The organism is Clostridium sp. TJA032, from assembly GCF_058310275.1.
Genome location: NZ_JBZEFB010000001.1, coordinates 1,351,073 through 1,376,258, shown reverse-complemented (window position 1 = coordinate 1,376,258; position 25,186 = coordinate 1,351,073). Strand labels below are relative to the sequence as shown.

Sequence of the window (25,186 nt, the reverse complement as noted above, 5' to 3'; positions counted from 1 at the left end):
ACTATAGAGTTAAGATTTAATGGGAACAAATGTTTGACAATGTATTTTTAAAGAATTATACTATTTTAGTAAATTGAAAGGATGATATATAAATGTTTGGATTAATAAGTTATGAGGAGATATATGGACATGAGGATGAGTATATCTTTATAGATGTTAGAAGTGAAAATGAAGCCTTTGAAGAACCTATGATAGGTTCTGTAAATATTCCAGTTCTTTTAAATGAGGAAAGAGATGTAGTTGGAACTTTATATGTTAGAGAAAGTGCAGAAGCTGCAAAGGAACAAGGTGTTGAATTTATATCTAAAAGATTGCCAGAGATATTTAAAAAAGTGCAAGAACTTTATAAAAATAAACATGGTAAAAAACTTGTTATCTTTTGTGCAAGAGGTGGAATGAGAAGTGGAAGTCTCCATTCATTACTAAATAGTCTAGGAATAAATTGTTACAAATTAGAAGGCGGATATAAATCTTATAGAAGCTTTATAATAGATAAAATAGAAGAGTTCTCTAAAGCTATTGATTTTATAGTTTTATACGGAAATACTGGTGTTGGAAAAACAGAAATGCTATATAAATTAGAAGAAAAGGGATATGATGTTTTAGATTTAGAAGGATGTGCAAATCATAGAGGATCAATTCTTGGAGGGGTTGGACTTGGAGATTGCAACACTCAAAAAAGATTTGATGCCTTAGTTTATGATAAGCTAAGACATAGAAAATCTAATCTTATATTTATTGAAGGAGAAAGTAAGAGAATTGGTAGAATTTTAATACCTGATTATTTATTTGAAAAGATGTATGAAGGAGAAAAAATTAAAATAAATGCTGATTTAGATATTAGAGCAGAAAGATTAGTTAAGGAATACACATCTTTTGAGAATGTAAATGAACAGTTAGATGAAGCTTTAGGAGTTCTTAAAAAATATATAAGTCAAGAAAGAGTTGAAAAGTATAAAGAGTTAGTAGATAAGGGAGAATATAAAACAGTAGCTATAGAGCTAATGGAAAAATATTATGACCCTAGATATGGTACAAGTGCAAAGAAAAAAACATTTAGAAATGAATTAGAAATAAATAATATAGATGAGGAATTATATAAGTTAGAGGATATATATTCAGAAATTTCAAAAGAACTAGGAGAGGATTTGCATGAGCAATAAAAATAATAATTATGATGTAACTTCTTTAACCTCTTTAGAAAAATTAGAGCCAGTAAGAGTAAGACCAGGTATGTACATAGGCTCTACAGGAAGTAAGGGACTTCATCATTGTATATGGGAAATATTAGATAACTCTATAGATGAAATATCTAATGGTTACGGAAATAAGGCAAAGGTTATATTAAATAAGGATAAAAGTGTTACAGTAATAGATAATGGAAGAGGTATTCCAACGGGAATGCATCCAATAAAGAAAAAGACTGGTGTTGAAATGGTCTTTACTGAACTTCATACTGGTGGAAAGTTTAACAATCAAAACTATAAAACTTCAGGTGGACTTCATGGAGTTGGAGCTGCAGTTGTTAATGCTTTATCAAGATGGTTAGAAGTTGAGGTAAAGCAAAATGGGAAAATCTATAGACAAAGATTTGAATATACCTATGATAAAGAGCTTAAAAAAGATATGCCAGGAACTCCAGTAACTAATTTAGAAGTTATTGGTGAGTCTAAGGAAACTGGAACAAAGGTTACATTTTTGCCAGATAGAGAAGTATTTTCTACATCAGATTTTAAATTTGATGTTATAGATGAAAGATTACAAGAGTTAGCTTTTCAAAATAAAGGCATAAGATTAGAACTTATTGATAATAGAAAAGAAGAAACAGTAAGTAAGGAATATTATTCTGAAAGAGGTCTTTTAGATTTTATTGATTATTTAAATGAAAGTAAGACACCACTTCATCAAACACCTGTTTTATTTGAAGGAGAAAGAGAAGTAAATAATATACAGATGTATGGAGAGATTTGTCTTCAATTTACGGATTCCACAACTGAAAATATAGTAAGTTACGTAAATAATATTCCTACAACAGAGGCTGGAACTCATGAAACAGGATTTAAAACAGGAATGACTCGTGCTTTCAAAGAATGGGCTAAAAAGCTTAATCTTATAAAAGAAAAGGATAAGGAATTTGAAGGTGATGATTTAAGAGAAGGAATGACAGCTATTGTTAGGATAAAAATTACAAATCCAGTTTTTGAGGGACAAACAAAAACTAAACTTGGAAACAATGAAGCATATACAATGATGAATGATTTAGCTTACACTAAGTTTGGACATTGGATAGAGGATAATAAAGAGGTTGCAACTATGATTATAAACAATGCAATAGATGCAGCAGCAAGAAGAGAAAAGATTAAAAAGATTAATGATGCAGAAAGAAAGAAAATAGGAAAAGGAACAGCACCATTAGCAGGAAAGGTTGCTGTTTGTACCTTGAAAAATAAAGAAGCTAATGAGTTTATTGTTGTTGAGGGTGATTCAGCAGGTGGTTCAGCTAAACAAGCTAGGGATAGAAGATTTCAAACTATAATGCCTTCAAAGGGTAAAATAATGAATACAGAAAAACAAAAGTTGGAAAATGTTATAGCTTCTGAAGAATTAAAAATATTTAATACTGCTATAGGCACAGGAATTTTAGATAACTATAATGAAGAAGATTTAAAATACGATAAAATAATAATAATGAGTGATGCAGATGTGGATGGTTATCATATAAGAACTCTTTGGATGACATATATTTATAGATATATGAGACCACTTATAGCTAATGGTCATCTTTATTTAGCACAACCTCCTCTTTATAAAGTTGCTAAATCAGGAAAAGGAAAAGATAAAATTGTTTATGCTTATAGTGATGATGAATTAGAAGAAGTTAAGAAAAAGGTTGGAAAAGGGGCAACTATTCAAAGATTTAAAGGACTTGGAGAAATGAATCCAGACCAATTATGGGAAACAACTTTAAATCCAGAAACTAGAACTTTAGTACAAGTTACTATAGAAGATGCTGCAAAGGCTGAAAAAATGGTTTCTTTATTAATGGGAGATGTTGTTCAACCTAGAAAGAAATATATGTATAAGTACGCAGAGTTCTAAAGGAGGAGATTAAATGGCTAAAAAAAATATTGAAATACCAAAAGATAATAATATTATAAGAATGCCTCTTGAAGAGGTTATGCCTGATAACTATCTACCTTATGCAGTTGAAGTGGCTAAGGATAGAGCCCTTCCAGATGTAAGAGATGGATTAAAGCCAGTACATAGAAGAATTTTATATGGTGCATATATGTTAAAGGCTTTTCCTGATAAACCCTATTACAAATCAGCTAGAATAGTTGGGGATATTTTAGGTAAGTATCATCCTCATGGAGATAGTTCAGTTTATGATGCTATGGTGATTTTAGCACAGAATTTTAGTACAAGAGCTCCACTTATTGATGGACATGGAAACTGGGGAAGTATAGATGGAGATGGTGCAGCAGCTATGAGATATACAGAGGCTAGGCTTTCAAGTATATCTATGGAGATGCTTAGAGATATAGAGAAAAATGTAGTTGATATGGTTCCAAACTATTCAGATTCTGAAATGGAACCTAAGGTTTTACCAGCTAGATATCCAAATCTTTTAGTAAATGGAACTTTTGGTATAGCAGTTGGGCTTTCAACTAATATACCTCCACATAATTTAAAAGAAGTAATAGAGGGGACATTAGCTTATATAGATAATAATGAAATTACAACTAAGGAATTAATGAGATATATAAAGGGTCCAGACCTTCCAACTGGTGGCGTTTTAATAGGTGAAAAAACTTTGCTATCAGCTTATGAAACAGGAGAAGGAAAGGTTACTTTAAGAGCTAAAGCTAACATTGAAACCTTAGAAAATGGAAGACTTGGAATAGTTATAACTGAGTTCCCTTATAGAAGGAATAAAGCTAAAATACTTCAAACAATATCAGATATGACTGGTGATAAAAGACATGCTAAAGCATTAGATGGAATAGTTGATATTAGAGATGAATCAGATAGAACAGGAATAAGAGCTGTAATAGAGTTTAAAAAGGCTATAAATTTTGACATGGCTCATAAAGTTCTTAAATATCTTTATAAGAAAACTGACCTTCAAGGAAATATAAGCTTTAACATGGTGGCCTTAGCAGAGGGAAAGCCAGAAACTATGGGATTAAAAACTATAATATCTCACTATGTAAATCATCAGAAGGATATTGTCACAAGAAGGACAAAGAGAGAGTTAGAAGTAGCTGAAAAAAGATTTCATATAGTTGAAGGATTTATAAAAGCTATAGGTATAATGGATGAGGTTATAGCTGCAATTAGGGCTTCAAATTCTAAAAAAGATGCTCATGAAAATTTAGTTTCAGAATTTTACTTTACAGATATTCAAGCAGAGGCAATCTTAGAATTAATGCTTTATAGATTAACGGGATTAGAGATAAAGGTTTTTGAAAAAGAACATAAGGAATTATCAAGAAAGATAAAAAAACTTAAAAAAATATTAGAAAAGGAATCTGTTCTTTTAGAAGTTATAAAAGAGGAGTTAAAAGAGGTTTCTAAGGTTTATGGAGATGAGAGAAGAACTGCCTTAATAGAAGATGAAAGTGAAGCTAAAATAGATTTAGAAGAGCTAATTGTTGCAGAAGATGTAATGATTACCTTATCAAAGGAAGGTTTCATAAAGAAACTTCCTCTTAAAACTTATAATCGTTCAAATGTTGATGAAAATGAAATAGAGTATAGAGAGGGAGATTACTTAAAATTCCTTCTTAAATCTAATACTAAGGATACTTTAGCTATATTTACTGATAAAGGAACTGTTTATCAAATAAAATGTAATTCTATAGTAGATAAAAAATGGAAAGATAAAGGGGAAAGACTTGAGGATTTAATAAGAGGATTAAATTTAGAGGATGAAAAAATAATTGCTATTGAATCAATTGATAATTTCTTGCCAAATAAATGCTTTAAGTTTATAACTTCTAATGGCTTAATAAAAAAGACTACTTTAGATAAATTTGTTACAGCATATTCAAAGCTTATGGCTATAAAACTTAAAAATGATGATTCATTAAGAAGTGTATCTTTAATAGATTCTCAAGAGGAAGAAAGATTTGTAGAAATAGAAACAACTAATGGTTTAAGTTTTGTTGTTTCTGAACCAAAATTAGATTTTTCAGAAAGAAATTTATTAGGGGCACAATTAGTTCCTTTAAAAAATGGAAATAAAATTAAAAGCATAAGATTTGTAGATAATTATGAATATAAAGAGTTTATTATAGGAATAAATAAAAAAGGAAATATTAAAACCTTTAATAATTTTAATAATAGTTCTTATGAAAAAGTAAAAGTAAATTCTTTTAAAAATGTAATAGCTTTTTCTAATAAGGGAAAGGTATTTAAGTTTCCAGCATATTTACTTCAAAATACAGAAGAGAGCAATATTTCAGACTTAGTAGATGGCTTTGAAAAGGATGAAAATATAGTAAGAGTTTTCCCTATAAATGAATTTGGAAGAATAGGGGAAGATTTATTTGTATATTTCTTCACAATGGAAGGATTAGTTAAAAAGACAAGTCTAAGAGAATTTTTAGGAGATTTTAATAATCAAATAGCTTATAAATTTAAAAATCCAAAGGATGAAGTTATAAATATAGATATAAATCTTGATAATGCCACAATAATTTTAGTAACTAAAAATGCTATGGGAATTAAATTCTTAGCTAATTCCTTAAATCCTATGGGAAAAGTAGCTTCGGGAGTAACAGGAATAAGTTTAAAAGATAATAATAAAGTTATATTTGGTAGAGCTATTCCATCCTTAGAGGTAGGTATTGATGATAAAGTTTTAGAGGCGTATAATGACTATAAAAAAGAATTAACTAGTAATTATGAAAAACTTATTTTAGAGTCTAAGCAAAAAGAAAAAGCTGAGGTAAGCATTGAAAATATTAAGCTACAGAATAGAGCAGGTAGAGGAAGTAGTTTAATGATTCTAGGCTTAGAGGATTATATAAGGGAAGTAATTATTAAGTAGGAGGTATGGTCATGAAAAAAGTTTTAGTATTTTTAGCAGAAGGTTTTGAAACTATAGAGGCTTTATCAGTTGTAGATGTTTGTAATAGAGCTAAGGTTTTATGTCATGCATGTAGCATAACAGAAAATAAAAATGTTAATAGTGCCCATGGAACAACAGTTCTTTGTGATAAGACAATATTAGATTCTGATTTAGAAAGTTATGATGCAATTGTACTTCCAGGTGGAATGCCAGGGGCAACAAATCTTAGAGATAATGAAAAAGTTCAAGCTTTAATAAAAAAATATAATGAAGATAATAAAATAGTTGCAGCAATATGTGCAGCACCAATAGCTTTAGCTAAGGCTAATATTATTGAAGGTAAGAATGTTACAAGTTATCCTGGCTTTAAAGAAGAACTTGGAAATGTTAATTATATAGAAAATAAAACAGTAGTTGTAGATGGAAATATAATAACAAGTAGAGGTCCTGCAACGGCTTTAGTATTTGGATTAGAAATATTAAAAAGCTTAGGATATGAAAAAGAAGCAAAGGATATAAGAAAGGGAATGCTTATTGACTTTTTCTTAGAAACAGAAGAAAAATAAAGTTTTATATTAAAAAGAGTTATATCAAATAGCTTAAAAAATTTATTTAATGATTTACTATAAATTAAGGTTTAAAGAGTAAATTTAAAATTAATAAATTTTATTTAGGCTTTGATATGGCTCTTTTATTTTTTTATAAGTTTATTACCTGTGTTAAAATATAATATGATTTAATAGTATATCTTTGGAGGGAAATATGAAAAAGATAGTTTTAGATAATGGAGTTAGATTATTATATAAATTTAAAGATATAGAACATACATCCTTTTGCATAAGTTTAGAAAGTGGTGCTAATGCAGAAAAAAAAGATGAAATAGGAATGGCTCATGCTTTAGAACATATGCTTTTTAAAGGGAATGAAAAAATAAGAGAAGATGAAATAAATGAAGAATTAGATGAATTATTTGGTTTTAATAATGCTATGACTAATTTTCCTTATGTTATTTATTATGGAACTACTGCTAAGGAAGATTTTTTTGAAGGCTTTTCTTTATATTCAGAGATTGTTTTAAATTCTAATTTTAGTAAAGAGGGATTTTTAGAAGAAATAAATGTGATAAAACAAGAGAGTGATGAATGGAAAGAGGATTTAGAACAACAAGTAGAGGACATAGCCTTAAATAATGGATTTTTTAATGAGAGATTAGGAAAATTAATAATAGGAGAAAAGGAGGATATAGAGAAAATAAGCTTTGAAGGATTAAAGAATTTTTACAATAGAAATTATTTAAGTGAAAATATTGTTGTTTCAGTTGTTTCCTCCTTTTCCTTAGAGGAAGTAAAGGGAATTGTAGAAAAAAGCTTTATGAAAGTAAAAAGAGGAAAAGTATTTAAGGAGCCTTTAAAAAGAAATGTTAATTATGGAGTATTTTCTAAGAAAGTTCAAGGAAATAATGGAGTTAAAATATGTTGCTTATTTGATATAAGTGATTTAACTATGGAGGAGGTATCCACACTTAAAATTTTTAATCTTTGGTTTGGTGAAGGAGTAAGTTCAGTACTTTATGACGAAATTAGAACAAAGAATGGATTAGCTTATGAGGTTTATAGTGAAGTTAAATATGAAAAAGGAATAAGATTATTTAAGGTTTATTTAGGAACTTCTAAAGAAAAGGAAGAAGAGGCTTTAGCACTTATTGAAAAGTGTATATTAAAGGCTATAAATATAGAAGAATATTTAAGGGATGAAGGCTTAAAGAAATTAATAAAAAGATTTAAACTTAAAAATTCCTTAGACCTAGAAAAAAGTATAGTACTTGCTAATAGAATGGCTATATATGAAACCATGTTTAATAAGGGAGAATATATTTTTAATGAGTTAAACTTAGTAGAAGATTTAACATTAAAAGATATGAAGAAAATACTTAAGAAAGTTTTAGAAAAATCCGTTGTGCAAATAATTAATTAAGAGGTGAGTGCATGAGAGAAAAGTGGCTACTTAGACAGAGAAAAAGAGAAGATATAGAAAATTTAAAAGAAAAATTAAATATAGATTTATTAACAGCTACTCTTTTAGTGAATAGAGATATAAAAGATGAAAAAAAGGCTAAGGAGTTTTTATGTGGAGAAATTGAAAGTTTAAACAATCCATACCTTATGAAGGATATGGAAAAAGGAGTTAAAAGAATAAAAGAAGCTATAGAAAAAGGAGAAAAAATAACTATTTATGGTGATTATGACTGTGATGGAGTATCAAGTACCTCAATTCTTTACAAGGGATTAAAAAGGTGTGGTGCTAATTTTAACTATCATATACCAAATAGAGAAGAAGAAGGCTATGGAATGAACTCTAAAAGAGTTAATATTTTAAAGGAAGAGGGAACGGAGGTTATTTTAACTTGTGATAATGGAATTTCTGCCTTTTCTGAAATAGAGTTAGCTGAAAATTTAGGGATGGATGTTATTTTAACAGACCACCATGATATTCCTTTAGTTAAAGATGAAAAAGGAGAAATAAATAAAAAAATTCCAAAAGCTTATGCAGTTATAAATCCTAAGCAAGAGGATTGTAAGTACCCTTTTAAATCTTTATGTGGTGCAGGAATTGCCTTTAAATTTATGTGTGCTTTATATAAAGAATTAGGAATACCTAATGAGGAAAGCTTAGAGTTATTAGAAATTTGTGCTATTGCTACTGTATGTGATGTAGTTGATTTATTAGGTGAAAATAGAGTAATAGTAAAAAAAGGTTTGGAAATGCTTAATAATACTCAAAACAAGGGCTTAATTGCTTTAAAAAAATACACAGGTCTTGAAGGAAAAGAAATATCTCAGTATCATTTAGGTTTTGTTATAGGTCCTTGTATAAATGCAACAGGAAGACTTGAAACAGCAGATTTATCTGTAGAATTACTTTTAGCAGAAGATTATGATAGAGCAGATGCTTTAGCAAAAGAGCTTTTTGAGTTAAATCAAAGAAGACAGGAATTAACAAAAGATAGTGTTGATATGGTAATAAAACAAATAGAGGATAATAAAATGGAAAATGATAAGGTAATTTTAGTTTACAACTCCTATATACATGAAAGTATTGCTGGAATTGTTGCAGGAAGAATAAAAGAAAAATATAATGTTCCTACAATAATAATGACTAAAGGAAAAGATATGCCTAAGGGTTCTGCAAGGTCTAAAGAAGAATATAATATTTTTGAAGAGTTATCAAAATGTAAAGAGCTTATAAGCAAGTTTGGGGGACACCCTATGGCAGCAGGATTATCTGTAGAAGAAGAAAAAATACCATTATTAAGAAATATGTTATTAGAAAATTGTAGTTTAACTAAGGAGGACCTAATACCAAAAGTCAGAATAGATGCTAAACTTTCTTTAGAAGATTTAAATTATGGGTTAATAGATGATTTAGAAAAGTTAGAGCCTTTTGGAAAAGGAAATCCTAGTCCACTTTTTGGAGAAAAGGATGTTAAGGTAAGTAGGGTTTGGATAATGGGAAAAGAGCAAAATGTAATTAAATTTAGGTGTAAATTAAAAAATACTTATAATACTATAGATGCAATAGCTTTTGGAAATAAAGTTGAAGAATTTAAAGAGGATTTTGCTAATAAATATGGAGAAGAAGAATTAATAAGAATACTAGATGGGGGAAGTTGTAATTTTAATATTGATTTAATTTATTATCCTAATATAAATGAATTTAATGGAAATAAATCAATTCAAGCTAATGTAAAATATTTTAGAATATAAAATTAAAGGAGCAATATTTTTATATTGCTCCAGTAATTTTAAAATAAATATTTTTGCAAATATTTTTATATTTTAATTGTTAATTTTATTTAAAAGTTAAGCTTTATTTAATTGTTAAAGTTTATTTAATTATTAAAATTAAATTAAATATAAGTTAAATTCCTTTTTCGTATTTTTCAACCATTCTTTTAACCATTTCTCCACCAACACTACCGCATTGTTTAGAACTTAAATCTCCATTGTAGTTTGAAAATGGTACTCCCATTTCAGCTGCTACCTCGTTTTTGAATTTAGATAATCCATTTTTTGCTTCTGGTACTAAATGTTGTGCCATTTTTAATTCCTCCTTTGTATTGATTGAGTTTGCATTTATATATTGTGCAAAATAGAGTAAAATATGATAGGGAATTGAAGGGGTTATTACAAAAAAATATTTATAATACCATTGTTAATTAAAATAAAATCACATTTTATAAGGGAGTTGATTTTTTGAAAAAATATAAAATAATTATGACAGGTGGAGGTTCAGCAGGACATGTTACTCCAAACTTAGCCTTAGTGCCTAAACTAAAAGAGTTAGGCTTTGATATAAAATATATAGGCAGTAAAAATGGTATAGAAAAAGAGATAATAACTAAGGAAAATATACCTTACTATTCAATATCCTCTGGTAAACTTAGAAGATATTTTGATGTTAAAAATTTTACAGACCCTCTTAAGGTTTTAAAGGGGGTAATGGATGCAAAAAGAATTCTTTCAAAGGAGAAACCAGATGTTATTTTTTCAAAGGGAGGCTTTGTTACTGTACCAGTTGTAATAGCAGCTTCTATGAAAAAAATTCCTGTAGTTTCCCATGAATCTGACTTAACACCAGGCTTAGCAAATAAAATTGCATCTCCTTTTTGTGATACACTTTGTGTTACCTTTCCAGAGAGTTTAAAATATATAAAGGATAATAAAGGTAAATTAACAGGTACACCTATAAGAGAAGACCTTTTAAAAGGTGATAAAGAAAAAGGAAGAAGATTTTGTGCTTTTAAAGATAACAATAAAAAGGTTTTAATGGTTATTGGAGGAAGCTTAGGCTCTAAAGTTATAAATGAAAGCCTTAGAAAAAGTTTAAAAGAAATATTAAAAAATTATAATGTTATTCATTTATGTGGAAAAGGAAACTTAGATGAATCTTTAAATAATTTAGAGGGATATAGACAATATGAATATATATCTGATGAGTTACCTGATTTAATGGCTTTAGCAGATTTAGTTATATCTAGGGCTGGAGCTAATACAATATTTGAATTATTAGCTTTAAGGAAATTAAATATTTTAATACCTTTATCTGCAAATGCCTCAAGAGGAGACCAGGTTTTAAATGCTAAATCCTTTGAAAAGAGTGGCTATTCAATGGTTATTAAAGAGGAGGATTTAAGTCCTGAAGTACTTTTAAAATCAATAAAGGATATAGAGAAAAACAAGGAAAAATACCTAAATTCTATGAAAATGAGCAAAATAGGTAATGGAGTTGACAATATCATAGATATAATAAAAAAATCTGCACATATGTAAATTTTTATGGACAATTCTAAGCATATGGAAGAACTTTTATAAGAATTGTTAATAAACATTAAAAATATGTTTTAAAATATCTAAATATGCAACTTGAAAAATTTCTCTCAAAGAGTATAATTATTAATGTCGAGAAAAATTAGTTTTATATCAATTAATATTGGGCCTTTAAGATAAAATATATTATCAAGTATAAGAGGTGTTTTTATGAGTAAAGTATCAGTAATATATTGGAGCAATGGTGGAAATGTTGAAGTATTAGCAAATACTATTGCAGAAGAATTAACAGACTTAGGGGTAGATGTTTTAATAAAGCATGTTTCAAGTGCGAAGGCAGAGGATGTTTTAGAAGCAGATGCAGTAGCCTTAGGTAGCCCTTCAATGGATAATAACAGAATAGAACAATACGATATGGAACCATTTGTAAAACAATTCAAGTTAACTCCAAATAACAACAAAAAAATGATTTTATTTGGGTCATATGGTTGGGATAATGGAGAATTTATGGTTGAATGGGTTGAAAGAATGAAGGATTATGGATTCGACGTTGTTGGTAGCTTAGCTGTAAATGAATCACCAAATAATGAGGAAATTCAAGAAGCTAAGGAATTAGCAAAAAAATTAATAAAATAATTTACTAAGCTAAAAAGTAGTTTTAATTAATTACTTTAAATATATTATAATTTTTAAGATTTAAATTTATATATCTACAAAATTAATGAAAGAGAGGTCATCTCAATGGCAATGAGAAAAATGAAAACTATGGATGGTAACACAGCTGCCGCTTATATATCATATGCGTTCACTGATGTTGCAGCAATATTCCCTATCACTCCATCATCACCAATGGCAGAGTGGGTTGATGAAAATAGTGCAAGAGGATTAAAGAACATATTTGGTCAACCTGTAAAAGTAATGGAAATGCAATCAGAAGCAGGTGCTGCAGGTGCAGTTCACGGTTCATTACAAGCTGGAGCTTTAACAACTACTTACACAGCTTCACAAGGTTTATTATTAATGATACCAAACATGTATAAAATAGCTGGTGAATTATTACCATCAGTATTCCATGTATCAGCTAGATCACTAGCTACTTCAGCATTAAGCATCTTCGGTGATCACCAAGACGTTATGGCTGCAAGACAAACTGGATTCGCTATGTTAGCAGAAGGATCAGTTCAAGAAGTTATGGACTTATCAGCTGTTGCTCATTTAGCAGCTCTTAAAGCTAGAGTACCATTTGTAAACTTCTTTGATGGATTTAGAACATCACATGAAATACAAAAAGTTGAACTTTTAGAATATGATGAATTAAAAGAATTAGTAGATATGGAAGCTGTAGATGAGTTTAGAAGAAGAGCTCTAAACCCTAACAGACCTGTAACTAGAGGTACAGCTCAAAACCCAGACATCTACTTCCAAGAAAGAGAAGCAGTAAACAAATTCTACGATGCAGTTCCAGAAATAGTTGAGAGCTACATGAAAGAAATCACTAAGTTAACTGGTAGAGAGTATAACTGTTTCGATTACTATGGAGCAGAAGATGCTGAAAGAGTTATAGTAGGTATGGGATCTGTTACAGACTTAGTAGAAGAAACTATAGATTACTTAAACGCTAAAGGAGAAAAGGTTGGTTTAGTTAAAGTAAGATTATTCAGACCATTCTCAAATGAAAGATTATTAAAAGCAATGCCTAAAACTGTTAAAAAGGTTGCTGTTTTAGATAGAACTAAAGAACCAGGTTCAGCAGGAGAACCTTTATACTTAGAAGTTAAAAATGCATTCTACGGATTAGAAAATGCTCCTGTAATAGTTGGTGGTAGATTTGGATTAGGTTCAAAAGATACTGTACCAGCTGACATAGTTGCTGTTTACGAAAACTTAAAGAAAGATGAACCAAAAGATGGATTCACTTTATCAATAGTTGACGATGTAACTAACACTTCATTAGAAGCTGCTGGAGATATCGATACTGCTCCAGAAGGAACTAAAGCTTGTAAGTTCTGGGGATTAGGATCAGACGGAACAGTTGGTGCTAACAAGAGTGCTATCAAAATCATCGGAGACCATACTGACATGTATGCTCAAGGATACTTTGCATATGACTCTAAAAAATCAGGTGGGGTTACAATTTCTCACTTAAGATTTGGTAAAAAACCAATAAAATCATGTTACTTAATAAACAAAGCTGATTTCGTTGCTTGTCACAACCAATCATATGTTAATAAGTACTTCGTTTTAGATGGATTAAAGAAAAACGGAACATTCTTATTAAACACTATCTGGAGTCCAGAAGAAGTTGCTAAGCACTTACCAGCAAGCTATAAGAGATTCTTAGCTGAAAACAACATTAAGTTCTACACTTTAAATGCTGTTAAGATAGCTCAAGAAGTTGGTTTAGGTGGAAGAATCAACATGATAATGCAATCTGCATTCTTCAAATTAGCTAACATAATACCAGTAGAAGATGCAGTTAAATACTTAAAAGATGCTGTTGTAACTTCATATGGTAAAAAAGGTGAAAAAGTTGTTAACATGAACCACGCTGCTATAGATAAAGGAATTGATGCTATAGTTGAAATTAAAGTTCCAGCTGAGTGGGCAAATGCTAAAGACGAAGTTGTTGAAGAAAAAGAAGTTCCACAATTCGTTAAGAACATAGTTGAGCCAATGAACAGATTAGAAGGAGATAAACTTCCTGTATCAGCATTTAATGGAATGGAAGATGGTACTTTCGAACCAGGTACTGCTGCATACGAAAAGAGAGCAATTGGTATAAACATACCAGAATGGATAGCTGATAACTGTATCCAATGTAACCAATGTGCTTACGTTTGTCCTCATGCTACAATAAGACCATTCTTATTAACAGAGGAAGAAGCTAAAAATGCTCCAGCTTCAACTAAGTTAGTTGCTGCTAAAGCATTAAAAACAGAAGAGCCAATGCAATTTACTATGGCTGTAAGTACTTTAGATTGTACTGGATGTGGAAACTGTGCTCAAGTTTGTCCTGCTAAGGAAAAAGCTTTAGTTATGAAACCACAACATACTCAAGAAGATCAAATAGAAGCTTGGGATTACTGTGTAAATGATGTTGCACCTAAGAAAAACCCAATGAACAAAAATACAGTTAAAGGTAGCCAATTTGAGCAACCATTATTCGAGTTCTCAGGAGCTTGTGCTGGATGTGGAGAAACTCCATATGCAAAACTTATAACTCAATTATTTGGAGATAGAATGATGATAGCTAACGCTACTGGATGTTCATCAATCTGGGGTGGATCTGCTCCTTCAACTCCATACACAACTAACCACAAAGGTCATGGACCAGCTTGGGCTAACTCATTATTTGAAGATAACGCTGAGTTTGGATTAGGTATGTTCTTAGGAGTTAAAGCTATAAGAGATAGATTAGTTGACCTTGCTGGAAAAGCAATCGAAGCTGGTGTTAAACCAGAAGCTAAAGAAGCTTTAGAAGCTTGGATAGCTGAAGTTGATAACGGTGAAGGAACTAGAGATAGAGCTGATGCTGTTATAGCTACATTACAAGGTGAAACTAACGAGTTCGCTTTAGAAATCTTAAAAGATCAAGATTACTTAGTTAAGAGATCACAATGGATCTTCGGTGGAGACGGATGGGCTTACGACATCGGTTACGGTGGAGTTGACCACGTTTTAGCTAGCGGAGAAGATGTAAACATACTTGTTATGGATACAGAAATCTACTCAAATACAGGTGGTCAATCATCTAAATCAACTCCAACTGCTGCTATAGCTAAGTTCGCTGCTGCAGGTAAGAGAACTAAGAAGAAAGATTTAGGAATGATGGCTATGAGCTACGGATATGTATATGTTGCTCAAATCGCTATGGGAGCTGACAAGAACCAAACTCTTAAAGCAATAGCTGAAGCAGAAGCATATAAAGGACCATCATTAATAATAGCTTACTCACCATGTATCAGCCACGGCTTAAAAGCTGGTATGGGTAACGCTCAATTAGAAGAAAAGAGAGCTGTTGAATGTGGATACTGGGCTATGTACAGATTTAACCCAATGTTAAAAGAAACTGGAAAGAACCCATTCACATTAGATTCTAAAGAACCAACAGGAGACTTTAGAGAGTTCATAATGGGAGAAGTTAGATATGCTGCATTAGCAAAAGCATTCCCAGAACATGCTGAAGCATTATTCGAAAAGACTGAAAGAGATGCTAAAGAAAGATTAGAAGGCTACAAAAAACTTGCTTCTAACTAGTAAGTAAATATAGCAACTAATTAGGTTTAAATATATAGATTGAAGTATAATAGATAAGAGTTAAGACTTTTTAAAAGACTTAACTCTTATTTTTTTGTTTTTGTTCATAATTTTAAAAGAAAAATATTTATATAAATTTGTAGTATTTTAATATTTATTTTAAATTTTTATTGATAAAATATTAATAAAAATGTTAATAAAATTATATTAATTTAAAATAAAAGAAAAATAAAGAAAATTGAAGTAATAAAGAGTAAAAATGGGATTTTACTAAGTTTTAACATATAACAGATAAAAATTGAAGAAAGGAAGTTTTGAATAAATTGTTAACAAAGGTTATTATTTAATATAGTTAGTAGCTATTATTCAAGAGAAGAATTTATTAAAGTTTAAATTTTTGTCTTAGATAATAGTTGTTGATTAAAGAGTTAAACTTCTAAATTTAAAATTAAAAATTTAAAGGAGGCGTTTGTTATGCCAAGTAAGTCAGGTGCAAGTGGAAAAACATTAACTTTATTTGGATTCTTTGCTATGACAGCATCTATGGTAATGACAGTCTATGAGTATCCTACCTTTGCAACATCAGGATTTCATTTAGTATTTTTCTTAATAGTAGGTGGACTTTTATGGTTTTTACCAGTTGCTCTATGTGCAGCAGAGATGGCAACAGTAGATGGCTGGGAAGAAGGAGGTATCTTTTCTTGGGTTGGAAATACCTTAGGGGAAAGATGGGGCTTTGCAGCAATATTCTTTCAATGGTTCCAAATAACAGTTGGATTTGTTACAATGATTTATTTTATATTAGGAGCTTTATCATATGTCTTTAATTGGCCAGCATTAAATAGTAATCCCTTAATAAAATTTATAGGTGTATTAGTTATATTTTGGGTATTAACTTTTTCTCAATTTGGAGGAACTAAAAATACAGCAAAAATAGCAAAAGCAGGATTTGTTTTTGGTGTTGTTGTTCCTGCTATAATATTATTTGCACTAGGTATAATTTACATAGTAAAAGGTAATCCAATTCATGTTGCTTTAAGTGCACATGATCTTATGCCTGATTTCACTAAAGTAAATACTTTAGTTGTCTTTGTTTCATTTATATTAGCATATATGGGAGTTGAAGCATCTGCATCTCATGTTAATAAGTTAGAAAATGCTAATAAAAACTATCCTTTAGCTATGTTTATTCTTGTAGCATTAGCTATAATTCTTAATACTGTAGGTGGATTAACTGTTGCAGCTGTTATTCCAGAACAACAATTAAACTTAAGTGCAGGTGTTGTACAAGCATTCCATCAATTAGTAGTTGTAAATTTTGGAGAAGGTTTTGATTGGATAACAAGAATTGTAGCACTATTACTTGCTTTAGGAGTTATGGCAGAAGTAAGTTCTTGGGTTGTAGGTCCTTCTGAAGGTATGTATGCTGCTGCAAAAAAAGGGTTATTACCAAAAAAATTAACAGAAGTTAATAAACATGAAGTGCCTGTACCATTAGTTTTAGTACAAGGAGTAGTAGTTACTATATGGGCAGCTGTTTTAACTTTCGGTGGTGGAGGAAACAATGTTTCATTCCTTACTGCAATTTCATTAACAGTAGTTATATACTTAGTTGGATATTTATTATTCTTTATAGGATATATTATTTTAATATTAAAACATGAAGATTTAAAACGTGCTTATCATGTTCCTGGTGGAAAAACATTTAAAATGATAGTTGCAATAGTTGGTTTCTTAGTATCAGTATTTGCTTTAGTAATATCATTTGTACCACCTTCTCAATTAACAGGAAAAAGTATATCAGAATATCTAACAATATTATCTGTAAGTTTTGTAATAACTGTATTAATTCCATTTGTAATATATGCTTTACATAAAAAATGGGATAAACAAGTAGGATAAAAATTAAGGTAACCAATATTTTTATTGGTTACCTTAATTTTATCTTTTAAAACTTTTAAAGAATATATTTCTAGTTATGGATTAATTTATTTAGATTATGAAATAATAACAGTTATTTTAATTAAATAGCTAAAAGAAACCACTAGGATTTAATAAATCTCTAATAAAATTTACTCTTTAATGCTTTAAAGAGAAAAATGGAGTAATTTGAAGAAAAAAGGAGAAATATGAAGAAAGATACATATTTATAAAAAAACAATAAAGTATTAATAAAATGTAACTGAATTGAGAATTTAATTATTATCTTTAAAAGGTGTATTATATATATAGCTTGATGAGAGAGTCATTTAGGCAATATAAATAAAAATTTATATAACTAAAAATTACTCTTAAATTTTTTTATAAAAGAACTTAAGAGTGGTTTTTGGCTAAATTAGGAGGTATTAAAATGCTTTTTGGAAAAAATCAATTAGGAAGCAAATTTGACACACCAATATTTGGTACTATGGAAAGTAATGAATCTATCCCTAAATATGAATTAGCTAAAAATCCTATCCCACCACAAGTTGCATATAGATTAATTAAGGACGACTTATTAGATGAAGGAAATGCTCGTCAAAACTTGTGTACTTTCTGTCAAACTTACATGGAAGATGAAGCAGTAGCCTTAATGTCAGAAACTTTAGAAAAAAATGCTATAGATAAATCAGAATATCCACAAACTACAGATTTAGAGAATCGTTGTGTAAACATTTTAGCTGATTTATGGCATGCACCAGAAGATGAAAGCTTTATGGGAACTTCAACAGTAGGTTCTTCAGAAGCATGTATGCTAGGTGGTATGGCTATGAAATTTAGATGGAGAAATAGAGCTAAGGCTTTAGGTATGGATGTTACATCTAAAAAACCAAACTTAGTAATTTCTTCAGGGTATCAAGTATGTTGGGAAAAATTCTGTGTTTATTGGGATATAGAAATGAGATTAGTTCCAATGGATGAAGAACATATGAGCATGAATGTAGATAAGGTTTTAGATTATATTGATGATTATACTATAGGGGTTGTAGGAATACTAGGTATAACTTATACAGGAAAATATGATGATATTAAAGCCTTAGATAAGAAATTAGAAGAATATAATAAAACAGCTAAATTATCAGTACCTATGCATATAGATGCAGCTTCTGGTGGTTTATTTGCACCATTTATAGAACCTAAACTAGAATGGGATTTCAAACTTAAAAATGTTGTATCAATAAGTGCTTCAGGTCATAAATATGGATTAGTTTACCCAGGTATTGGTTGGGTATTATGGAGAGATAAAGAATATTTACCTCAAGAATTAGTATTTGATGTAAGTTATTTAGGTGGAAAAATTCCAACTATGGCAATAAACTTCTCAAGATCTGCAAGCCAAATAATAGGTCAATACTACAACTTCTTAAGATATGGTTTTGAAGGATTTAGAGAAATACATCAAAGAACAAAAGATGTTGCTATGTATTTAGCTTCTGAAATTGAAAAAACAGGATTATTTAAAATTTATAACAATGGTGAGAATTTACCAATAGTTTGCTATAAATTAAAAGATGATGCTAATGTTGAATGGACTTTATATGACTTAGCAGATAGATTATTAATGAAAGGATGGCAAGTTCCTGCTTATCCATTACCTGCTAACTTACAAGATACAATAATTCAAAGAATAGTATGTCGTGCTGATTTAAGCCACAACTTAGCAGAACTATATATAAGAGATTTCAACGCTGCTATAAAAGATTTAAATAATGCAAGAGTTTTAAATAAAGAAACTAAAAAAGGCGTTCAAGGATTTACTCATTAAAAATAAAAAAATTCCTAAGGTTTTCCTTAGGAATTTTTTTGTTTTAAATATTTAATATATATTGATTATATTATTATATTGTGTTAAGAATATAATAAAGAATTAAAAATAAAAGACTTTTATTATTTTGTATTTAAGGTTACAATTAATATAAAGTAAATTTTCCACAAGGGAGGAAAGATTATGTCAGATAAAGAATTAAACAAATGTTGTGGAGGCAGCTGCGGTTGCGGAAGCGAAAAAGAAGAAAAGCATGAAGGATGCGGATGCAGTGGACACGGTCATGGACACGATCATCATGGACATCATGAAGGATGTGGATGTGGAGACGAACATGTAGAGCATTTCGTTGTAGATTTAGAAGATGAAGAAGGAAATACAATAACTTGTGATGTTATTGATGCCTTTGAATATAAAGATGAAGAGTACGTTTTAGTACAACATCCTGATGAATCAGTGTACCTATTCAAATCTCAAGGTGAAGAAGGAGAATTAATTCTTCCTTCAGAAGAAGAGTTTGATGAGGTTGTTAAATTCTACGAAGAAAACATGGCTGAATAATAAAAAAAGATGATGTGTTTTACATCATCTTTTTTTTAGTTTATAATATTTTTTATAAATTTGTTTAGAAATGTGGTGGATAAGGTGGAGAAATTAGCTATATTTGATGTTGACTTTACCATAACAAGCAAAGAAACTTTGCTTCAGTTATTTAAGTTTTCCATAAAGGAGCATAAGAAGAATTTAATATACTTACCAAGAGCTGCTTTTTCAGGACTTATGTATGGGTTGAAGTTTTATGATGAGAAAAAAGTAAAAGAATCTTTCTTAAAATTTTTAGATGGAATGAGCGAAGAAGATTTAAAGGTTTTTGTGAGAAAATATTATGATGAAGTTTTAAGCAAAATACTTTATAATGATGCAATTTCCATGATAAAAAAGTTAAAAGGAGAAGGTTATAAGGTTTATTTAATATCTGCATCACCAGAATTTTATTTAAATGAACTTTATAATATAAAAGAAGTAGATTTAATTATAGGAACTAGATTTGCTTTTGAAAATGGAAAATTCAAAAGAAAAATGATAGGAGAAAACTGCAAAGGAGAGGAAAAGGTTAAAAGACTTAAAGCTTATTTAAAGGAAAACAATATAAAGGTGGATTATAAAAATTCTTATATGTTTTCTGATTCTTTATCTGACAAGCCCCTTTTAGATTTAGCAGGAAAAGGATATTTAATAAACTATAAAAAAAGTAATCCAGAATTTGAAGTGTTAAATTGGACTTAAAAAAAGCAATCTCAAATAGAGATTGCTTTTTTATTAAATTACTTACCAACTCTTGTTGTGATTATTTGAGTTAGTGGTGGTACAACTTGTTTCTTTCTAGATAAAACTCCAGGTAAGAAGCAAGTTGAATCTTCTAAAGTAACCTTAAAGGCTTCTTCAGCTATTTCAGGACTTCTTCCTGCAACTAATATTTGAGAACCTTCATTTATGATATCAGTAAGTAATAACATAATCATTTCTAGGTCCATAGAATCAGCTTTTTGATTCATATATTCTAACATTTTATCTTTTAAAGGCATAAATCCTTCTATATCCATAGTGTTAACTTGAGCAACACCTATTTTAACACCTTCAATTGTGAAAGGTTTAAAGTCTGCATTAAATATTTCTTCAATAGATTTTCCTTTTAAAGAAGTTCCAGCTTTAAACATTTCTTTTGCAAAAGTTTCAGGAACTATATTAGCTATTTCTGCTAATTTTCTGCAAATCTTAATGTCTTGTGGAGTGCAAGTTGGTGATTTAAATAATAATGTATCTGAAATTATAGCACCACATAAAAGACCAGCAGCTTCTCTTGAAGGTCTTATTCCATTTTCAAAGAATCTTTTAGCAACAATTGTTGAAGTACTTCCTAAAGGTTCATTTCTAAAGTATATAGGGTTACCAGTTTGTATATCAGCAACTCTATGATGGTCTATGATTTCTAAAACTTCCGCATCTTCTAAACCATTTACTGATTGACCTCTTTCATTGTGGTCTACTTGAATAACTTTTTTCTTATGAGTAGATATTAAGTGGAATCTTGCAATTGAACCAACAACTTTATTGTTTTCATCTATTACAGGATAATTACTATATCTAGTTTCGCTCATTGTTACCTTTGCATCTTCAACTAGTTCATCAGTTGATATAGATACTATATTATCTTTAGTCATAACATAATCTACTGGTAAACTTTGAACTATTAATCTTGATGCTGTGAAAGAATCATGAGGAGTTGTAATAACAGTTATGTTATTTTCTTTAGCTAAATCTATAATTTCTTTAGTAGGTGTATGTCCACCTGTAACTATTAGTAAAGAAACATTAAGCTCTATTAATTCAGCTTGTATTTCAGCTCTATCTCCAGCTATAGCTATGTCTCCTTCTTTTATAAATTCTTTTAAAGAATCTGCTTGCATAGCAGCAACTACAACTTTTCCTGGAAATACTTTTATTCCTTCAGCTATATTTTCAGCTTTAGCTGATAAAGTATCTAATATATTATCTAAAGAAGTTTTGCTCTTTGCTAAAATATTGCTATCCCAAACATCCATGTAAGTTGCAGTTATGTTAGATGTAGATAACATTCCTAATAAATGATTATTTCCATCTGCAACAGGAATTGATTTTAAGTTTTTATCTCTCATTATGTTCCAAGCCATTTTTAAAGAAACTTCAGGAGCTAAAGGAGCTATTTTATCCATTTCTAAATCTTCAACCTTTAACTTAACAGTCTCTAAAAATTGAGGTGCTTCAACACCAAAATAATCAAGTATGTATTGAGTTTCTTGGCTAACTTTTCCTAATCTAACAGGAATAGCTGGTGTATCTTGAGTTTTATTTTTAAATTCAGCATATGCTAAAGCTGCACATATTGAATCTGAATCAGGATTTTTATGTCCTGTAATGTATATTACATCCTTCATTTAGGTTGCCTCCTTCATTGTTTTAAATTTTTTAATTCATGAATATATTTTAATTCCTAAACTATTAAAAGTAAAGTTTATCAACACTCATTTTATCATAGTTTAATATAATTTTCTATTAAAGAAAATTTGCTTTGTGCTCTTCTTTTCTTGTGTTACATAAGAAAATTTCTAGTTCTAAAATAAAGCTTTTTAAACATATATTACAATAGATTGCTAGGGAGAGAAGGAGGAGCAAAAAGTTATGGTAGAAAAGGATCTCTTTAGAGGGCTTACAACTAAAGAAGCTAAAGAACGACTAGAGAAGTTTGGATTAAATGAAATAACAGAAAAGAAAAAAGTATCTGCTATAAAGATATTATTACAACAATTTAACGATTTTATAATATGGGTATTAATTGGAGCTACTATTATTTCAGGCCTTATGGGAGATGTAGCAGATGCTATTACTATATTTGTAATTGTTGTTATAAATGGAATTTTAGGTTTTGTGCAAGAATTTAAAACTGAAAAATCCCTAGATGCACTAAAATCCTTAGCAGCACCTACATGTAAGGTTTTAAGAGATGGAAATATTAAGGTGATTAATGCTAATGAATTAACCATTGGTGATGTTGTAATATTAGAAGCAGGAGATAGAGTTCCTGCAGACGGAGAAATTTTTGAATGCACTAATTTAATGATTGATGAATCTCTATTAACAGGAGAATCTGTTGGAGTTAATAAGACTACAAGTTCAAAGGAATCTTCTTTAATTTATATGGGAACTAAAGTTTTAAAGGGAAAAGGAAAATTTAGAGTAACAGCTATAGGAATGAGTACAAAGATGGGTTCTATAGCAGATATGTTACAGGATATAGAAGAAGAAAAATCTCCTCTTAAAGAAAGATTAGATGGTCTTGGCAAAATTCTTTTAGTTTTATGTTTAGCTATATGTGCATTAGTTACAGTTTTAGGCATTATAAGAGGAAATGATTTAACAGAAATGTTTTTATTAGGAGTTAGTTTAGCTGTAGCTGCTATACCGGAGGGATTAGCTGCCATAGTAACAGTTTCTTTAGCACTTGGAGTTTCTAGAATGTTAAAGAGAAATGCTTTAGTTAAGAAGTTGCCAGCTGTTGAAACTTTAGGTTGTACATCTGTTATATGTAGTGATAAGACAGGAACTTTAACTCAAAATAAAATGACTGTAAAAGAAATTTTTGTTGACGGAAAGCATTCAAGGATAGATATAGACCCTTTTCCTAAATCATTAAATTTAATGAAAGCCTTTGTTTATTGTAATGATTGTAACTATGATTTTTCAAAGAAAAAAATAGAAGAGGTTTTAAATGGAGACCCTACAGAAACAGCTTTAATAAAGGCATATTTTAAAGATGTTGATTATTTGAAAAATACAGTAGGCAATATAAAAAGAACCTTTGACATACCTTTTGATTCTAGTAGAAAAATGATGTCTGTTATAGTTAAAGAGAGTGGAAGAGAGATTTGTTATGTAAAAGGTGCACCGGAAAAGCTTATAAATAGGTGTAGATATATACATGAAGAAGGAAGAGTAAAACTATTAACTTCTCAAAAGAAACAACAGATATTAAATATAGTTGAAAATATGAGTAATAGAGCTTTAAGGTGTATTGGAGGAGCATATAAAATAGATAATATAGTAAAGGATGAAAGTGTTGAAAATGAACTTATATTTTTAGGAATTGCAGGAATAATAGACCCACCAAGACCTGAAGTTAAGGATTCTGTTATAAAATGTAGATTAGCAGGAATAACACCTATAATGATAACAGGAGACCATAAAAATACAGCTTTTGCCATAGGCAAAGACTTAAATATTGCAAAATCACAGGACCAAATAATAACAGGGGAAGAATTAGATAAATTAGATGATAAGGAATTAAAAAGAAAGGTAAGTAAACTTAGAATATTTGCAAGAGTTACTCCTAATCATAAACTTAGAATAGTTAAGGCTTTTAAGCAAAATGGAAATATAGTTGCTATGACAGGAGATGGAGTAAATGACGCTCCTGCTATAAAAGAAGCAGATATTGGGGTAGCTATGGGGATTTCAGGAACTGATGTTACAAAGGAAGCCTCTTCTATGATTTTAATGGATGATAATTTTGAGACTATAGTATCTGCTGTAGAGGAAGGAAGAATAATATATGATAACATAAGAAAATTTATAAGATATTTATTATCTTGTAATTTAGGAGAGGTTTTAACTATGTTTTTAGCAACAATATTTTATCTTCCAACGCCTATGCTACCTATACAAATTTTATTTGTAAATTTAGCTACAGATGGTCTTCCTGCTATAGCTTTAGGAGTAGACCCTGCTGATAAGGATATAATGAATCAACAGCCTAGAAGTAAAAAAGAAGGAATATTTGCAAGAGGACTTACTGAAAAAATATTAGTAAGAGGATGTTTAATTGGAATATGTACCTTATTAAGTTTTATTATTGGTGGACTTTATGGAATGGATTTAGATACTTGCAGAACTATGGCTTTAGCAACATTAGTTATGTCTCAATTATTACATGTTTTTGAATGTAGGTCAGAGAGACATTCTATTTTTGAAATAAAATTATTTACTAATATGTATTTAGTAGGGGCAGTTGCTATTTCTATAATTATGTTACTTGCTATAATATACATTCCATTCTTTAGTGCGATATTCCACACTACAGTTTTAGGACTTAATCATTGGTTAATAGTTCTATTCTTCTCAACTATAATATTCTTTGTAAATAGCTTATATTTATTTATAAAGGTTAAAAGATAAAAATAAAAAAAG

At 29.6% G+C, this 25,186-nt stretch carries 16 protein-coding genes; 14 read left to right on the top strand and 2 right to left on the bottom strand.

Translation table 11 applies throughout. The features are described from left to right. Positions 1 to 92: 92 nt before the first annotated feature. The 6 genes from mnmH (at position 93) to recJ (ending at position 9,840) form a co-directional block, all read left to right on the top strand. Positions 93 to 1,163, top strand: coding sequence for a tRNA 2-selenouridine(34) synthase MnmH (gene mnmH, locus AC4FRL_RS06370; RefSeq protein WP_491139365.1), 1,071 nt, complete (start codon positions 93 to 95; stop codon positions 1,161 to 1,163). Next, on the top strand, positions 1,153 to 3,099 hold the full coding sequence (locus AC4FRL_RS06365; protein ID WP_491139364.1) for a DNA gyrase/topoisomerase IV subunit B: 1,947 nt from the start codon (positions 1,153 to 1,155) through the stop codon (positions 3,097 to 3,099). The genes mnmH and AC4FRL_RS06365 overlap by 11 nt, the downstream gene beginning before the upstream one ends. Positions 3,100 to 3,112: 13 nt before the next feature. Next, on the top strand, positions 3,113 to 6,055 hold the full coding sequence (locus AC4FRL_RS06360; protein WP_491139363.1) for a DNA topoisomerase IV subunit A: 2,943 nt from the start codon (positions 3,113 to 3,115) through the stop codon (positions 6,053 to 6,055). 11 nt (positions 6,056 to 6,066) lie between these two features. Continuing rightward, positions 6,067 to 6,642 carry a DJ-1 family glyoxalase III gene (locus tag AC4FRL_RS06355; RefSeq protein WP_491139362.1) on the top strand — a complete coding sequence of 192 codons (576 nt, stop codon included), beginning with the start codon at positions 6,067 to 6,069 and terminating at the stop codon, positions 6,640 to 6,642. 196 nt (positions 6,643 to 6,838) lie between these two features. Further along, positions 6,839 to 8,050 (top strand): M16 family metallopeptidase, encoded by a 1,212-nt coding sequence (locus tag AC4FRL_RS06350; RefSeq protein WP_491139361.1) that lies wholly within the window; start codon positions 6,839 to 6,841, stop codon positions 8,048 to 8,050. A gap of 11 nt (positions 8,051 to 8,061) precedes the next feature. Further along, a complete protein-coding gene (recJ, locus tag AC4FRL_RS06345; protein WP_491139360.1) occupies positions 8,062 to 9,840 on the top strand; it encodes a single-stranded-DNA-specific exonuclease RecJ in 1,779 nt (592 codons plus the stop codon). A gap of 154 nt (positions 9,841 to 9,994) precedes the next feature. Here recJ and AC4FRL_RS06340 read toward each other — a convergent pair whose 3' ends face one another. Beyond that, positions 9,995 to 10,174, bottom strand: a complete 180-nt coding sequence (locus AC4FRL_RS06340; RefSeq protein WP_491139359.1) for an alpha/beta-type small acid-soluble spore protein — start codon at positions 10,172 to 10,174, stop codon at positions 9,995 to 9,997. 155 nt (positions 10,175 to 10,329) lie between these two features. Between AC4FRL_RS06340 and murG the strand changes: the two genes are divergently transcribed. From murG to AC4FRL_RS06305, 7 genes are all read left to right on the top strand, one after another. Beyond that, the gene (murG, locus tag AC4FRL_RS06335) at positions 10,330 to 11,406 is read left to right on the top strand and encodes an undecaprenyldiphospho-muramoylpentapeptide beta-N-acetylglucosaminyltransferase (protein ID WP_491139358.1); all 1,077 of its coding nucleotides are present in this window, start codon (positions 10,330 to 10,332) and stop codon (positions 11,404 to 11,406) included. 207 nt (positions 11,407 to 11,613) lie between these two features. Then, complete coding sequence (locus AC4FRL_RS06330; RefSeq protein ID WP_491139357.1) at positions 11,614 to 12,039, top strand: flavodoxin; 426 nt, start codon at positions 11,614 to 11,616, stop codon at positions 12,037 to 12,039. A 111-nt stretch (positions 12,040 to 12,150) separates the two neighbouring features. Further along, positions 12,151 to 15,660, top strand: a complete 3,510-nt coding sequence (gene nifJ / locus AC4FRL_RS06325; protein ID WP_491139532.1) for a pyruvate:ferredoxin (flavodoxin) oxidoreductase — start codon at positions 12,151 to 12,153, stop codon at positions 15,658 to 15,660. Between the two features lie 474 nt (positions 15,661 to 16,134). After that, a complete protein-coding gene (gadC, locus tag AC4FRL_RS06320) occupies positions 16,135 to 17,562 on the top strand; it encodes a glutamate/gamma-aminobutyrate antiporter (protein ID WP_491139356.1) in 1,428 nt (475 codons plus the stop codon). A 448-nt stretch (positions 17,563 to 18,010) separates the two neighbouring features. Then, complete coding sequence (gene gad, locus AC4FRL_RS06315) at positions 18,011 to 19,405, top strand: glutamate decarboxylase (RefSeq protein WP_491139355.1); 1,395 nt, start codon at positions 18,011 to 18,013, stop codon at positions 19,403 to 19,405. A gap of 183 nt (positions 19,406 to 19,588) precedes the next feature. Next, complete coding sequence (locus AC4FRL_RS06310; RefSeq protein WP_491139354.1) at positions 19,589 to 19,966, top strand: DUF1292 domain-containing protein; 378 nt, start codon at positions 19,589 to 19,591, stop codon at positions 19,964 to 19,966. An 84-nt stretch (positions 19,967 to 20,050) separates the two neighbouring features. Then, the gene (locus AC4FRL_RS06305) at positions 20,051 to 20,692 is read left to right on the top strand and encodes an HAD-IB family hydrolase (RefSeq protein ID WP_491139353.1); all 642 of its coding nucleotides are present in this window, start codon (positions 20,051 to 20,053) and stop codon (positions 20,690 to 20,692) included. Between the two features lie 38 nt (positions 20,693 to 20,730). Here the strand turns inward: AC4FRL_RS06305 and AC4FRL_RS06300 are convergent, their stop codons facing one another. Then, the gene (locus AC4FRL_RS06300) at positions 20,731 to 22,380 is read right to left on the bottom strand and encodes a putative manganese-dependent inorganic diphosphatase (RefSeq protein ID WP_491139352.1); all 1,650 of its coding nucleotides are present in this window, start codon (positions 22,378 to 22,380) and stop codon (positions 20,731 to 20,733) included. A gap of 244 nt (positions 22,381 to 22,624) precedes the next feature. Here AC4FRL_RS06300 and AC4FRL_RS06295 point away from each other — a divergent pair, with 244 nt between their 5' ends. Continuing rightward, positions 22,625 to 25,174 (top strand): calcium-translocating P-type ATPase, PMCA-type, encoded by a 2,550-nt coding sequence (locus AC4FRL_RS06295; protein ID WP_491139351.1) that lies wholly within the window; start codon positions 22,625 to 22,627, stop codon positions 25,172 to 25,174. Positions 25,175 to 25,186 lie beyond the last annotated feature (12 nt).